At 63.7% G+C, this 13881-nt stretch carries 15 protein-coding genes; 2 read left to right on the top strand and 13 right to left on the bottom strand.

From position 1 onward, the window contains the following. Positions 1 to 130 precede the first annotated feature (130 nt). Positions 131 to 1720 (bottom strand): fatty-acid--CoA ligase FadD5, encoded by a 1590-nt coding sequence (gene fadD5, locus AC5Y5C_RS01930; RefSeq protein ID WP_499968528.1) that lies wholly within the window; start codon positions 1718 to 1720, stop codon positions 131 to 133. Between the two features lie 8 nt (positions 1721 to 1728). Further along, a complete protein-coding gene (locus AC5Y5C_RS01925; RefSeq protein WP_499968526.1) occupies positions 1729 to 2538 on the bottom strand; it encodes an enoyl-CoA hydratase in 810 nt (269 codons plus the stop codon). A 101-nt stretch (positions 2539 to 2639) separates the two neighbouring features. On the opposite strand from AC5Y5C_RS01925, the gene AC5Y5C_RS01920 reads away from it, so the two are divergent. Next, positions 2640 to 3317 (top strand): GntR family transcriptional regulator, encoded by a 678-nt coding sequence (locus AC5Y5C_RS01920; protein ID WP_499968524.1) that lies wholly within the window; start codon positions 2640 to 2642, stop codon positions 3315 to 3317. On the opposite strand, the gene AC5Y5C_RS01915 is transcribed toward AC5Y5C_RS01920, so the two are convergent. From AC5Y5C_RS01915 to AC5Y5C_RS01905, 3 genes are read right to left on the bottom strand one after another with little or no spacing between them, the layout of a single operon-like run. Continuing rightward, entirely contained in the window at positions 3285 to 3818 is a 534-nt protein-coding gene (locus tag AC5Y5C_RS01915; protein ID WP_499968522.1) for an SRPBCC family protein, read from the bottom strand. The two genes, AC5Y5C_RS01920 and AC5Y5C_RS01915, sit on opposite strands and share 33 nt — an antisense overlap. A 4-nt stretch (positions 3819 to 3822) precedes the next feature. Beyond that, positions 3823 to 4740, bottom strand: coding sequence for an alpha/beta fold hydrolase (locus AC5Y5C_RS01910; protein WP_499968521.1), 918 nt, complete (start codon positions 4738 to 4740; stop codon positions 3823 to 3825). Between the two features lie 13 nt (positions 4741 to 4753). Continuing rightward, entirely contained in the window at positions 4754 to 5440 is a 687-nt protein-coding gene (locus tag AC5Y5C_RS01905; protein ID WP_499968519.1) for a TetR/AcrR family transcriptional regulator, read from the bottom strand. 151 nt (positions 5441 to 5591) lie between these two features. Here AC5Y5C_RS01905 and AC5Y5C_RS01900 point away from each other — a divergent pair, with 151 nt between their 5' ends. Continuing rightward, positions 5592 to 6737, top strand: coding sequence for a low temperature requirement protein A (locus tag AC5Y5C_RS01900; RefSeq protein WP_499968517.1), 1146 nt, complete (start codon positions 5592 to 5594; stop codon positions 6735 to 6737). On the opposite strand, the gene AC5Y5C_RS01895 is transcribed toward AC5Y5C_RS01900, so the two are convergent. The 8 genes from AC5Y5C_RS01895 to AC5Y5C_RS01860 form a co-directional block, all read right to left on the bottom strand. Further along, complete coding sequence (locus tag AC5Y5C_RS01895; protein WP_499968515.1) at positions 6734 to 7111, bottom strand: hypothetical protein; 378 nt, start codon at positions 7109 to 7111, stop codon at positions 6734 to 6736. The genes AC5Y5C_RS01900 and AC5Y5C_RS01895 overlap by 4 nt on opposite strands. 96 nt (positions 7112 to 7207) lie before the next feature. Then, positions 7208 to 8641 (bottom strand): NAD(P)(+) transhydrogenase (Re/Si-specific) subunit beta, encoded by a 1434-nt coding sequence (locus tag AC5Y5C_RS01890; RefSeq protein ID WP_499968513.1) that lies wholly within the window; start codon positions 8639 to 8641, stop codon positions 7208 to 7210. After that, on the bottom strand, positions 8638 to 8973 hold the full coding sequence (locus AC5Y5C_RS01885; RefSeq protein ID WP_499968512.1) for an NAD(P) transhydrogenase subunit alpha part 2: 336 nt from the start codon (positions 8971 to 8973) through the stop codon (positions 8638 to 8640). The genes AC5Y5C_RS01890 and AC5Y5C_RS01885 overlap by 4 nt, the downstream gene beginning before the upstream one ends. 3 nt (positions 8974 to 8976) lie before the next feature. Next, the gene (locus tag AC5Y5C_RS01880; RefSeq protein ID WP_499968510.1) at positions 8977 to 10071 is read right to left on the bottom strand and encodes a Re/Si-specific NAD(P)(+) transhydrogenase subunit alpha; all 1095 of its coding nucleotides are present in this window, start codon (positions 10069 to 10071) and stop codon (positions 8977 to 8979) included. A gap of 131 nt (positions 10072 to 10202) precedes the next feature. Continuing rightward, positions 10203 to 11228, bottom strand: a complete 1026-nt coding sequence (locus tag AC5Y5C_RS01875) for a glutathione S-transferase family protein (RefSeq protein WP_499968508.1) — start codon at positions 11226 to 11228, stop codon at positions 10203 to 10205. Positions 11229 to 11269: 41 nt separating this feature from the next. Next, complete coding sequence (locus tag AC5Y5C_RS01870; protein WP_499968506.1) at positions 11270 to 11944, bottom strand: hypothetical protein; 675 nt, start codon at positions 11942 to 11944, stop codon at positions 11270 to 11272. After that, positions 11941 to 13521 carry a hypothetical protein gene (locus AC5Y5C_RS01865; RefSeq protein WP_499968504.1) on the bottom strand — a complete coding sequence of 527 codons (1581 nt, stop codon included), beginning with the start codon at positions 13519 to 13521 and terminating at the stop codon, positions 11941 to 11943. Before AC5Y5C_RS01865 ends, AC5Y5C_RS01870 begins: the two co-directional genes overlap by 4 nt. A gap of 12 nt (positions 13522 to 13533) precedes the next feature. Then, a complete protein-coding gene (locus tag AC5Y5C_RS01860; protein ID WP_499968502.1) occupies positions 13534 to 13830 on the bottom strand; it encodes a hypothetical protein in 297 nt (98 codons plus the stop codon). Positions 13831 to 13881: the final 51 nt, after the last annotated feature.

Below are 13881 nucleotides of genomic sequence, written 5' to 3'. Positions count from 1 at the left end.
GCCTGCACATATCTACAGGTTCGGTCACACCAACCCCCTGATGTGACGACGATTACAGGAATGTACATCACGTACAGTTCTGCGTATTACGCTTTACCAAACTTTTCTGAATCCAGATTCATGTTTGCTATCAGCTGCCACCGAACTGCTTGCGCAGCTCAGTCTTCAGGACCTTGCCCGACGGGTTGCGCGGTAGCGCGTCCACGACCACGAGATCCTTGGGATGCTTGTAACGGGCCAGCCGCTCGGTGAGAAAACCATCGAGATCGTCGATGGTCAGCGCCTCTCCGTGGATGGCCGCCACCGCGACCGGCACCTCGCCCCACTTCTCATGCGGCCTGCCGATGACAGCCACCTCAGTGATCTGCTCATGCTCGGCCAGAACGTTCTCCACCTCGGCGCAGTAGATGTTCTCGCCGCCGGAGATGATCATGTCCTTCTTGCGGTCGACCACCCAGACGAAACCGTCCGCGTCCTGACGCACCAGGTCGCCGGAGTGGAACCAGCCGCCCGTGAACGCATCGGCGGTCGCCTCCGGGTTGTCCCAGTAACCCTGCATCAGCGTCGGCGCCCGGTAGACGATCTCCCCGACGTCACCGACCGGCACATCGTTCATGTTGTCGTCCACCACACGCGCGGCAACCGTCGGAATCACCCGGCCGACGGAGCCCATCTTCCGGATCGCGTCTTCCCCCATGAGCATGCAGGTAACCGGCGACATCTCGGTCTGCCCGAACGCGGCCAGAATTCTCGCCTCGGGGAACGTCTCGGACATCGCCCGCAGCAACACATCGCTGGCAGGGGCCGCTCCCCAGGAGAGCGTCTTGAGCTTGACCTTGCGTGGGTTTGCTCGCTGTGCCGCACAGACGGCCTGCCACTGCGCCGGAACCAGGAAGATCCCGGTGACGCCCTCGGACTCCAGAACGTCCAGCAGGGCCCCCGGATCAAAAGCGCCGAGGGGGTGAATGACCGTGGGCAAGCCCAACAGCAATCCGGTGATCATGTTCCCCACGCCTGCGATGTGGAACATGGGGACGCCGATGAATCCCACATCCGAATTCAGGTCGACCGTGGTGCTCAGCAGGTAGGTCATCGCCTGTCCGGACAGATTGAGATGGGTCAGCACTGCCCCCTTGGGGCGGCCCGTTGTTCCCGAGGTGTACATGATGAGTGCGGGAGAATCGCCGGGCAGATCCACCTCAGCATGGGCTTCGCCTTCCTCGGCAATGACCTCCTCGTATCCGAGAACACCATCCTCAGACTCCGAGCCGGCGACAATGACCGTCTCCAGCGCTGGCACCTGTTGGCGTACCGCGGCGGCCACCGGCGCCAGGACCGTCTCGGTGATCGCCACCTTGGCCCCACTGTTCTCGACCAGGAATGCGACCTCCGGGGGAGTCATGCGGAAGTTCACCGGGATTGCGATGGCTCCGAGTTCGTTAATGGCCAGCCATGATTCGACGTACTCGGGGCGGTTGAGCATGAGAATGAGTACGCGGTCCCCGAATCGGACACCGCGGCGAGACAACGCATCGGCGAGTGACTGCACACGCTGGTGCAGCTCGCCCCAGGAAATGCTGCGCCCGAGATATCGGATCGCCGTGGCGTTGGGTTGCATGAGCGCGTGCCGAGCCAGCTGGTTACACCAGTTCTGCCGCCGCGCGCGGTACGGCTGATCAAGGCTCGTGGGCAAGGCGGTCACATCGATCGTGTCGGTCACAGACTCTCCTACTCACTGAAATTGGGGCGGCGGCCCTCGAGGAATGCGGCAAAGCCCTCTTGGGCGTCCGGTGAGGTCAACAGCTCGATCTGCCCCTCACGCTCACGGGCGATGGCCTCGTCGAACAGCTTGAGCGACACCGAGTTCATGGCTTCCTTGGTCAGCTGCATCGCGCGACGGGAACCGTGGGCCAGCTTGCGTGCCGACTTGTCGACGCGCTCGCGCAGCTGGTCCCCGGGCAGCACCTCGTTGACCAGTCCGGCCGCAAACGCGTCGGCAGCATTGAGGGGCTGAGCCAGCAGCGCCATCGCATTGGCCTTCACACGGCCGATCGAGGCCGAGACCAACGCACTCGATCCGCCATCGGGCATGAGCCCGATATTCGCGAAGGCCATCAGAAAGAAGGCCGTCTCGGCCGCATAGACCAGATCGCACGCCAAGCCCACCGACGCACCGATGCCGGCCGCCGCACCGGTGACTTCCGCAATGGTGGGCACTGGGCAATTCAGGACCGCGCGCACCAGCCGTTCGGCATTGTCCATGGTCAGTTCGGCGGCCTGTAGCGGCGTCAGGTCACCGGCCCCGGCCGCCAGCTCCGCGACATCGGCGCCCGCCGTGAATGCACTACCGGGTGCTCCACCACTGATGACGACCACCCTCACGTCGCTGCGCTGGTGGACCGACTCCAACGCCTCGACCAAGCCAGCGGTAGCCGGCCCGTTGAGCGCATTCATCCGATCGGGCCTGGTGAATGTGATCCGCATGATGCCGCCGTCGACAGCTATATCGGGTGCGCCGGCCGATTCATGGGGACTCAAGTCGCTGCCTCCTGGTTTGTCGCTTCGTCGCGTCGGGTCAAATATATTTGATATGACTTTAGATGCAAGTGCGTCACCACACAGGGAAATGGCAGGCAGGGATGAACGCTCCACGGGCTCAGATCCGCGAGATCCGTAGACCGCAGCTTTCCGAGGAGGTTGCCGGCCGACTTCGCGCGTCGATCATGACCGGCGAGCTGCGCCCGGGTGAGTACATTCGGATGGACGAGACGGCGGCCCAGCTGGGTGTGAGCGTCACACCGGTGCGCGAGGCGTTGCTGACGTTGCGCGGCGAGGGACTGGTCGAGGCCGTCCCGCATCGCGGTTATATGGCGGCTCCCCTGAGCCGAGCCGATATCGAAGACATTTTCGCGCAGCAATCACACCTTGCCGTGGAGCTGGCGAAGACCGCTGCGGAGCGCATCAGCCCGGAACAGCTCGACACCCTGGCAGACCTCAACGAGACACTTCGCAACGCAAGTTCGCCCGAAGCAATCTCCATCGCGGAGTTCGAGTTCCACCGATTTCTCAATCACGTGGCCGATCGCCCCAAGCTGGCCTGGTTCCTGTTACAGGCGACGCGATACACCCCGCACCTGCTCTTCGCGTCCGATGCCGAATGGACGCGGCACGCAGTCGCGGCACACCACAAGCTCATCGCGGCGCTGCGCACTGGAGACGCCGCTGAGGTGGTGGCTCAAACGGAGGTTCAGTTCATCGACGGTGCCCGCCGGTTGATCGAGTACCTAGACCGCGCCGGGATGTGGTCCGGGGGGTAGCTGCGAGTCAACCGGGGGCTGATAAGCCGGGGCGGGTGCCGGCGGTTGCTGCGAGGCGATGGCCCCCGACGCGATCTGTTCGGCCCGGTTCTTCAGGCCCTCGGCCAGATGTTCGAGAACCTGGTTGGCGAGCTTCTTCACCATCGGCTTGGGGATCGGGAGTTTGGTCTCGACATCCATATCCACTGTGAGCAGACAGGTGGGCCCCATCGGGACAATCGAAAACGTCTGTTCCTGCTTCTCGAAGATGTCGCTCTCCAGCAGTCGCGTCGCCACCTGCGCGGCGTTGAGATAAGCGATCTCGGCGACGTTGGTGGAGGCCATGCCCGTCATCTCCACCTTCAACCGCACGATGCGGGGACGGCCGTCCGGGAGGCGATCCAGGATCTCGACGCTGGTGATCTCCTTGTTCCACTCGGGGTAGGCCTCGTAGTTGGTGACGATGGCCACGATCACCTGCGGAGGCGCGGCCACCTCGACGGTCTGACTGACGACTGGCATTGGTTCACTCTACCTTCGTAGTTGGCGGACGCAGGAACTCACGCACGAGCTCGTACACCACGTCCGGGCATTCCAGATGCACGAAATGTCCACCGCCATCGATGATTTCAACACTACGGTCGGGCAGATCCGGGCGCGCAGACTCTACCAGTCGCTGCGTCATGCACCCGTCGGCGCGACCGTGCAGATAGAGCAGCGGAGTACGCGCGCCGTCCAGGAGGGATCGTTGGGTCTTCCAGTATTTCCGCGAGGGAATCAGCGCCCGCCCAATGTTTGCGCGATAGTAGCCGATGACTGCCCGGCGGTTCCCCTTCTGAAGCATCGCCGCGCCGGTGTACTGCAGATCGTCATGCGCGTCGTATCCCGGCGACCACCGCCGCCAGTACAGACGAAGTAGCCAGGGCAACAACAACTCCGGTAGCACCGGAATGTGGTGGAACAACGTGTACCAGCTCATCAGCAGTTGGCGCCCGAGCACACCGGGCCAGCCGAGCGGCCCGATCGATGCGAAACTTGAGCCAAGAACCTCGAACGGTGGCACCGCCATGGTGACGATGCTGGAGAACGGCGACAGGCCGCTGCGGGCGAGGGCGTTACCGACCAGCGCTCCCCAGTCGTGGCCGATGTACACCGCGCGCTCATCGCCACCCAGCACCATGTGGATGTCGAGGATGTCTTGCATCAGGGCACCCAAGCCGTATTCGGCGTCGGCCGGTATTTCACTGGGTGAGTAACCACGGGTGAACGGCGCCACCACGCGCCACCCGTCCGCGGCCAACCTCGGACCCAGCAGACGCCAGGTGTGGGCGGAGTCGGGAAACCCGTGTCCGCAAATCAGCAGCGGGCCGTCGTGGGGGCCCCAGGACAGTGCCTGCAGTCTGACGTTGGGCAGGTCCAAGGTCAGGAGGGAATCAGCGACCACTACACGTCCGTCGCTACGAGGTGCCGTCAACAGACGTCGTCGTCGCGACACCCAACGGATCATTGATCCGGGTTGCCTCGTCCCGAATCAGCCCCCGCAACAGCGTGGTGCTGAATTCCACGGCGATCTCCTGGGCGCTGCGGCGGCCGCTCGGATTGAGCCAGCGGTAGGAACCCAGAACCATTCCGATGTAACCGAGCGCCATGACATGCGAGTCGCACTCCACGAACTCGGAGCTGGCGATGCCCCGCTCGATGATGTTCTGAACCCGTTCCTGCACCATGTCCTCGCGCTTGCGGATCTCGGCGACCTGTTCGGGCGAGAGCCATTCAGAAAGGAACGGGTTCTCCTGGAAGTACACCGCCCCCTGTTCGCGGTTCGAGAAGATGAGCGCGAGCATGCGGCTCGTGCATTGATACAGCGATTCACGCGCCGACCATCTCGCATCGTCCTGCAGGCAAGCCAGAGTCTCCTCGGCGGCCTTGAAGTAGATCTCGTACAGGATGAGCGCCTTGGAGGCGAAGTAGTGGTACACCGTCGCCTTATTCAGGCCCGCGACATCGGCGATATCGTCCATCCGGGTGCCGTGATAGCCCCGCGCGGCGAACAACTTGGACGCCACCGCCACCAATTCCTCGCGGCGGCCCGCACGGCGCTGCGAGGAATTGCCTGCCTTCGAGGCAGCGGGGACCGGTTGCATGGTGCCTCACTATATGCGCAGGGTTTCCCCACGCGGACGGAATCCCGATCAACTAGTTGGATTGGTGAAGCCCGATGTTCGCCGGCTCTGGCGCCAAAAGCACGTTAAGCTGCCCACGTCCGCCTCTCCTCCGACACCGGTAGGTAACCACATGATCAGTGGCCTGCGGGCCATGGTGGCACGCGATCCCGCACAACCGCATCGCACGTCCACCCCGCTAGAACTGCTCTTCGACCTCGTCTTCGTAGTCGCGGTGTCCCGCGCGTCCGGGACCCTGCATCACTTCTGGGCTGAGGGCCATTTCGCTGAGGGACTCATCGGATACGCGATGGGGTTCTTCGCCATCTGGTGGGCGTGGATGAACTTCACCTGGTTCGCGAGCGCCTTCGACACCGACGACTGGCTCTACCGGCTGACAACATTCGTCCAGATGGCCGGGGCGCTGACCATCGCCGCGGGTGTCGAGCGGGCGATGACTCAGGCCGACTTCGGCATCGTCATCGCCGGGTACGTCCTCATGCGGATCGCGGCGGGAAGCCAGTGGGTGCGCGCGGCGATCAGCGATCCCACGATGCGTGCCACCTGTCTGCGCTACGTGGCGGGTATCGGCGTCGTCCAAACCGCATGGGTGTGCTGGGGACTGTTCGCACCGGAACATCTGCGCTTTGGGCTGTTCATCCTGATCGCGCTCGCCGATATCTCGGTGCCCGCATTCGCCGAGCGCGCCACCACCACGTCATGGCATCCCGAGCACATCGCGGAACGCTACGGCCTGTTCACCCTGATCGTGCTCGGCGAATCCATCCTGGCCTCGGCGAATTCGATCATCGGCGGCGCCGAGGAAGCCAAGCACACAGTCAGCATGATCGGCATTGCGGTGTCGGCCTTGGTCATCGTCGCCGCGGTGTGGTGGATCTACTTCGACGAGGAACAGGAGTGCAAGGACACGTCCCTGCGATCGACCCTGCTGTGGGGCTACAGCCACTACTTCATCTTCGCCGCCGTCGCCGCACTGTCGGCGGGGTTTGAAATCGCCGTCGACGAGGGGCTCGGCAAGAGTCACCTGAGTCCCACCGTCGCCGCACTCACGATCACGGTCCCGTTCGCCATCTATCTGGTGCTGGCATGGCTGGTGCTGCTCCTGCAGCGCCGCGACACCATCCTGAATATCGGCCTGCCGGCAATTGCCATTGCGGCAGTCGCTATCTCGACAGAGCCGCACGCGCTGTACTGGTTGGCCGGGCTGGCTGCGCTGGCCGCCGGGCTGGTGACCTGGCGACGCATCGAGGATGCCTAGGACGGGCAGACCGCTTCCAACGCGGCCATCGTGTTGACCGCGCGGGCCATCTCGCCGCCGGGTGGCGCGAGCGCACCGTCCACGGAGGTCTCAGCGGCCAGCACATTGGCATAGCGCTCCGCGGCAGCCGCGGCATCCAACGCCCGGTCCCGCACCGTCAGATCCGCGGTATCCCCCGCGGCCGTCCGAAGCAGCGCGGCGATCGCCCGGTTTCGTGCGACCACCGTCTGACGAACGGCCACCCCGTTCTGCCGTGAAAGGCCGCGGATCTGATCACGCGCCCGGTCTACCGAGACGCAGTCATGTGAATCGGCCGCTGCCATCGGAGTCAACAGCGCTGACGCCGTGACAACCGTCGCCATCACCCGATACATGCGCGAAGCCTACGCCGAAACGCCGAGTGGGAACCCTGCGAGGATTTCCGGCCGGATATCCGCGCGAGGCTCCCACTCGATCGCAAAGAGCTTGGGCTACAGCGCCTTCAGCTCCTCGGTAACCTCGGACACCGATTTCTTGGCGTCGCCGAACAGCATCGAGGTCTTGTCGCCGAAGAACAGCGGGTTCTCGATACCTGCGTATCCGGAGGACATCGAGCGCTTGAGCACGATGACCGAACGGGCCTCGTCGACGTTGAGAATCGGCATGCCATGAATGGGCGAGCTGGGATCATTTCGCGCCGCCGGGTTGGTGACGTCGTTGGCGCCGATCACGATGGCGACATCGGTCCGGCTGAATTCGCCGTTGATATCGTCCATTTCCTTCATGGCGTCGTACTCGACATCGGCCTCGGCCAGCAGGACGTTCATGTGCCCGGGCATGCGGCCCGCCACCGGATGGATGGCGTACTTGACCTCGACACCCTTGGCTTCCAGCAGGCTGGCCATCTCCTTGACCGCGTGCTGGGCCTGCGCGACGGCAAGACCGTAGCCCGGGACCACGATCACCTGGTTGGCGTACGCCATCTGGATCGCGGCATCGGCGGCGCTGGTGGCCTTGACCGTGCCCTGCTCGCCGCCGGGGCCTGCCGCTGCGCCGGAGTCGCCGCCGAAGGACCCGAACACGATCGCCGGGATGGACCGGTTCATCGCGACGGCCATCAGGTTGGTCAGGATCGAACCCGACGCACCCACGATCATGCCCGCCACGATCATGGCGGTGTTGTTCAGTGCTAAACCGGCTGCCGCAGCAGACAATCCGGTCAATGCGTTGAGCAGCGAAATGACCACGGGCATATCGGCGCCACCGATCGGGAACACCACGAACAAACCCATGACACCCGCCAGCACCAGCACCAGCACGATTGCCCAGGCCGGGGTGCCCACGCCGGCGTTCAGACCGATCCACACCGCCGCAGCGACGGCGGCGATCAACAACACGATGTTGGCGGCCTGGAAGATCTTGGCCGAGGAGACAAGTCGCTTCTCGACTTTCTTCGGAATCGACTCTTGCAGCTTGAGGAACGCCACCAGCGAGCCCCAGAACGACACCGAACCGATGATCGCGGCGAACAGCGAGCCGATCACGAGCGCAACGGTCGGGTGCTGGTCAGCGCGGAATGTCTTGAACCCGTGGGTCTCGATAAACTCCGCCCACGCGATCAACGCAACGGTGCCGCCACCGACGCCGTTGAACAGCGCGACCAGCTGCGGCATCGCCGTCATCTTGGTCTTCTTCGCAGGCGGGACGCCGAGCACGACACCGATCAACAGGCCGACCGCGATGAGTATCCAGTTGATCGGAGCGGTGTCACGAACCTTGATCAGAGTCGCGACGACGGCGATCGCCATACCCGTGGCTGCGATCCAGTTGCCGCGGACCGCGGTCTTCGGTCCGGTCAGACCCGACAGTCCGAGGATGAAGAGCGCGAAAGCGACGATGTAAAGAACGGTGACGAGGTAGTTCATTTGTCAGCCGCCTCCGGCTTAGGGGCAACCTTGCGGCCAGCCGATCGAGATTTGAACATTCCGAGCATGCGGTCGGTCACCAGGAAGCCGCCGATCACGTTGAGCGTGCCGAAGATCAGCGCGATGAACGCGATGATCCGTACGCCCCAGTGCGCGTCGGCGGGCAAGTCGCCCAACACGATCAGTGCACCGAGGACCACGATGCCGTGGATGGCGTTGGTGCCGGACATCAACGGGGTGTGCAAGGTGTTGGGCACCTTGGAGATAACGGCGAACCCGACGAACCCGGCCAGAACCAGGATCGCGAGGTTGGCCAATAGCTGGTCATACATGAGCTACGCGTCCTCTCTTACACGGGTCACGCACGAGGCCGCGACGATCTCGTCGTCGAAGTCCGGTGCGAGTGCGCCGTCTGTGATGAGCAGGTCCAGCAGGGTGGTGATGTTCTTCGAGTACAGCTCGCTCGAGTGCTCGGGCATCGTCGCCGGGAGATTGAGCGGAGAAGCAATGGTGACGTCGTGCTTGACGACGGTCTGACCGGGCTCGGTCAGTTCGCAGTTGCCGCCGGTCTCACCCGCGAGGTCGACGACGACCGAGCCTGGCTTCATCCCTTCGACCGCGGCAGCGGTCACCAGGCGGGGCGCCGGGCGGCCGGGAACGAGAGCCGTGGTGATGACGACATCGAAGCCCTTGATGGCGTCTTCGAGCGCCTTCTGCTGCTGTGCGCGCTCGTCTTCGGTGAGCTCGCGGGCGTATCCGCCTTCGCCGGCCGCATCGATGCCCAGATCGAGCCACTGTGCACCCACCGATCGAACCTGATCGGCGACCTCGGGGCGCACGTCGTAACCCGTGGTACGGCCGCCGAGCCGCTTGGCCGTCGCCAAGGCCTGCAGGCCGGCCACGCCGACACCGAGCACCAGTACCAGCGCGGGCTTCACGGTCCCGGCGGCGGTGGTGAGCATCGGGAAGAACCGGGTGGACTCGGACGCGGCGACCAACACCGCCTTGTAGCCGGACACATTGGCCTGTGAGGACAACGCATCCATCGCCTGCGCGCGGGAGATCCGCGGAATCGCTTCCACCGCAAAGGCTTGCACGCCGGCACTCTGCAGCGCGCCGATGCTGTTGTCGGCATTGCGGGGCGCCAGGAAGCCGATGAGGGTCTGCCCCTCGCGAAGGCGGGCGACCTCAGCAGCCGAAGGCGGCGCGACCTTCACCACGATGTCAGCAGACCAGGCATCGCCCACCGTCGCACCGGCCTCGGCGTACAGCTCGTCGGGTAGCAACGCGCGCTCTCCGGCGCCGCTTTCCACGACGACGTTCACACCCTTGCCAATCAAGCCGGCGATCGCCTTGGGCACCAGCGCGACGCGGCGCTCGTCCTCACCCGACTCTCGGACAACTCCGATAGTGACTGATTGATCGGTCATCTACTCGCCCTTCACCCTGTTCAATGCTCTTCGCGCAAGCGCTCATCGCTGTGGTGCAGCATGCCGACGGATACTAAGGAAAGGCATGCTTGTTAACAAGTCTTCCGTTTTTGTAAATCCTGCAAATGTCGTTAACCAGGGCAATGACCTTGATCTGGCACGCGTTCCGACTCTCTAGGCGCCCCCGGCGGGGTGCCGTCTCCAAATGGTCTACCACCTAGTACCTCGCGTCCATGCGAGGTAAGCCAGCTACTCAGATCCGGCCCCTTCGGAACGATGCGCGTGGGGTTGATATCGGTGTGGACCACGTAGTAGTGCTCCTTGATCTGCCCGAAGTCGACCGTGTCACCAAACCCCGGGGTTTGATACAGATCGCGTGCGTATGCCCACAACACCGGCATCTCGGTCAGCTTCTCGCGATTGCACTTGAAGTGCCCGTGGTACACCGAATCGAACCGGACCAACGTGGTGAACAGCCGTACATCGGCCTCGGTAATGGTGTCGCCCACCAGATACCGTTGCCCGGCAAGCCTTTCCGACAACCAATCCAGCGCTGTGAACAACCGGTCGTAGGCCGCGTCGTACGCCTCTTGACCTCCGGCGAAACCGCAGCGGTAGACGCCGTTGTTGACCTCGGTGTAGACGCGACGGTTCACCTCGTCGATTTCGGCCCGCAGCGCGGCGGGATACAGCTGTGGGGCACCAGGGCGGTGGTAGTCAACCCATTCGGTGGAGAAATCCAATGTCATCTGCGCGTAGTCGTTGGTGACGACCTCACCCGTGGACTCCTCCACGACCGCGGGCACGGTAATGCCACGCGGATAATCCGGGAACCGCTTGAGGTAGGCATCACGCAGGAAGTGGATATCCAAGACGGGGTCTACCCCACCCGGGTCAAGATCGAAGGTCCAACTGCGCTTGTCATGCGTAGGACCACAAAGCCCAAGTGACAAGACATTTTCCAGCCCGAGAAGTCTGCGAACGATCAGCGTCCGGTTAGCCCAGGGACAGGCACGTGCCGCGACCAATCTGTATCGACCCGGTTCTACCGGGTAGCCGTCGCGACCGTCCGCCGTGATCCGCGTGTTGATGTAGTTGGTGTCCCGCTTGAACTCACCGGGCTCGATGTACTTGGTGTTCTCCGGGGTTTGGCTCACACACTCCAGTGTGTCACTGCGCCCCCGAGGTGCGGCCGGGCTCACTGCGCTGTTTTGTCAGGTTCACCCTTCTCGTTCAGCGGCTGACCGCCCTTAATGCCCTGGACAATTCCCAAGGGGAATGCTGGTGACGTCTTGAGGCCCGTCCTGTGTCCACCCGGTATGGCCAAGCAGGTGGTGTCCATCGGGAGGCTCGGCAAATTCGGCCAGCCCTTGTCCGAGTGATACTGCGCAAAGGCGTTGATCTCCATGTTCACGATTCCTTGACCGCCCGGATCCGGATCCGCGTGGAATACCGTCAGCTGCGCCATCGCGGCATGCTCGGGGTCGGTCGGTGACTTTTCGAGATTCACTTCGACACCCGACAGTGTTTGAGGGGCACTGACCGACGACATCGGCCGGCTTACCGCGCCGCAGTGGGCGTAGGTCAGCACCCATCCGTTCTGTAAGGCCTTCTGTGTCTCGCGCGTGGCAACGTCCACGGGGTCACCGGGCGTGAGGGACGCAGTCCTGGCTACCGCTTCACGTGAGATGTTGTTCAGCCCGTTGTACGAGGCGCGGTACACCTTGGCGGGAGCAAGCCAGGCATCCGCCGCCAGCCGCGCGGATCGCGCCGCGTCCACATCATTGGGTTCGAAGGTGTCGGGGTGCTTGGGACACGACGCGGCCAGCACGAAAACCAGCAACAGCACCGAGGAAAGCCCGAGGCCCTTCACTTCGGGATCACCTCACCCCATGGCCGATAGCGCGTTTCGCCACCGAACGATATTCGGTTATTGACGAAATCATCCTTCGGGATCGTCATCTTCTGCCCCGAAGAGGGCTCGTAGATTTCCAGTGAGTCACCCTGCATTCCCGTCACCAGGACGATGTGGCCGTTCACTCCGCTGCCGACGAACAGCGGAACGGACTGCCCGGACTGGACAGCCGCACTGATCGCTTGGTAGTCCCCGGACGGTCCTAGCGGATTCGCCACCTCGAATCGATACGCGCTGCCCGGGACACCGGCACCACCGGGCTTGCCCATCTCGTCTGCGGCACCCCCTGGGGGTGTTCCCAGCGATTCGGGCCACGTGGTGCCCCAGCCGGGGACGATCGCATTGTTGGTCGAGTCGTGCATTTTCCTGGCTTCATCCGCGAACTTGGACGTGACCTCGGAGGTGGTCATCGACTGTCCCGCCTTCGGCGGATCAGACCCGGCCGCGTCGTACCCGGTGAGCATCTTCATCGCATACACCGGGTCGTTGATCATCTTGGCGACAACAAGCGACGACGATCCACACGTGGTGCCGTCGGGTTGGGTCAGAACGCCCGGATGGTTCTTGGCGTACTCCACCGGGTCAAGCTCGCGCACCTGTTGATCATCCATGAGAGCCAATTTGTCCGAGAAGCGTTGCAATGTACTGACATCCGTGCCCCGTGCGAGCGCCGAGACGATCCAGTTGCGGCGCGCCTCGTCCTTCGCGCCCTCCAGCATCGCTTGCGCTTTCGCACGATCCTCGGGAGTCATCGACGCCAGGTTGGCATCTGCACGTTCTTGGACGCCCGGCCGCAATCCAGTTCCGTCCTTGTGACCGTCTGGATCACCCTTGACGCCCGACCAGTTGTTCACCGAGCCGATTGCACCCGCCGCGACGGACGTGTGGTCGGGCAAGGTGATGCCGTCCACGGCCTTACCGATTTCACCCTTGGCGGCGTTCACCGCCTTGTCGGCGTCCCCATACGCACCGGCGAGTTCTTCGACACCGTGTATGACGTCGCCCACGAGCTTTCGGACGTACGGGATGGCGTCCCACGGCGCCTTGGGGATGCTGTTCCAGTCGACATCGTCCTTCAGCGACGCGAACGCGTTATGCCAACGCTCGCGGGCCTTTTCCATCGATCCACCGAAGGTCTCCAGGGAGGTCGCCACCCCGGTTGCGGCCGGACCAATCGTCGTGGACCGCGTCGTGAAGTTCGCGATGCTCGTGCGCGCCTTATCCCCGGTTGTCTCACCGCCGGGATCGCCCGGCGTCCGCCCCCACACCGTTTCGGGAATCGTGTTCTGGGCCTTCTGAACATCGTTGGCATGCCATTCCCCGATCGCGGGCGCCGTTTCCCGCCAGCGCGCAGCGACGTCACGCACGGTCGCCGGGTCGGGCGGAGGTGGCTCGGTGGCCACCGCGATGACCTTCCGGACGGCGCTGACAACCTTCCTGGCGACGGGCCAGACCGTGCTGATGGTGATCTCGCCGATTTGTCGAAGGTCGGCGATTACCTGCTCAAGCTGCTTTTGCGTGTCGCCCAGAGTCATCCCCCACCGGCCCTAGTTGAGCACCGGGAACGTGACTTCGGCATCGCTCAGGTTGCCCGCGTTGCGCTGATCCATCTCGACAAGGGCCTTGGTGCACGTGCGGATGTTCTGCGAAATCTCTTTCTGCACAGCCGCAACCGTGCCCAGCGCACCCGACACCCGGGTTCGCGCAGCATTCATGGCATCGGTCAGGTCGCCGAGGTCCTTGCCCTCCGTGGCACGCAGCTTGCCCTTGGCGAACTCGACGTGCGCATCGGTTGCATCGAGCTGCGACGCGCACTTCTCCGTCGCCACCGGGTCGATCCTCATCCGCTCCCCCTCTGGACATGCCCCTTCCGCATGTTAGCCCGGAACGCAGGA

Source organism: Mycobacterium sp. NGS15 (assembly GCF_059813245.1).
Note: the sequence above shows the minus strand (reverse complement) of the source record. Positions and strands in the feature narration are given on the sequence as shown.

Excerpts from the sequence above, each read along its gene's own strand:
- AC5Y5C_RS01885 (WP_499968512.1), bottom strand. The coding sequence starts at position 8,973 with ATGTATGACCAGCTATTGGCCAACCTCGCGATCCTGGTTCTGGCCGGG.
- AC5Y5C_RS01895 (WP_499968515.1), bottom strand. The coding sequence starts at position 7,111 with ATGTATCGGGTGATGGCGACGGTTGTCACGGCGTCAGCGCTGTTGACT.
- AC5Y5C_RS01890 (WP_499968513.1), bottom strand. The coding sequence starts at position 8,641 with ATGAACTACCTCGTCACCGTTCTTTACATCGTCGCTTTCGCGCTCTTC.
- AC5Y5C_RS01900 (WP_499968517.1), top strand. The coding sequence starts at position 5,592 with ATGATCAGTGGCCTGCGGGCCATGGTGGCACGCGATCCCGCACAACCG.
- AC5Y5C_RS01880 (WP_499968510.1), bottom strand. The coding sequence starts at position 10,071 with ATGACCGATCAATCAGTCACTATCGGAGTTGTCCGAGAGTCGGGTGAG.
- AC5Y5C_RS01920 (WP_499968524.1), top strand. The coding sequence starts at position 2,640 with ATGAACGCTCCACGGGCTCAGATCCGCGAGATCCGTAGACCGCAGCTT.
- AC5Y5C_RS01860 (WP_499968502.1), bottom strand. The coding sequence starts at position 13,830 with ATGAGGATCGACCCGGTGGCGACGGAGAAGTGCGCGTCGCAGCTCGAT.
- AC5Y5C_RS01865 (WP_499968504.1), bottom strand. The coding sequence starts at position 13,521 with ATGACTCTGGGCGACACGCAAAAGCAGCTTGAGCAGGTAATCGCCGAC.
- AC5Y5C_RS01905 (WP_499968519.1), bottom strand. The coding sequence starts at position 5,440 with ATGCAACCGGTCCCCGCTGCCTCGAAGGCAGGCAATTCCTCGCAGCGC.
- AC5Y5C_RS01915 (WP_499968522.1), bottom strand. The coding sequence starts at position 3,818 with ATGCCAGTCGTCAGTCAGACCGTCGAGGTGGCCGCGCCTCCGCAGGTG.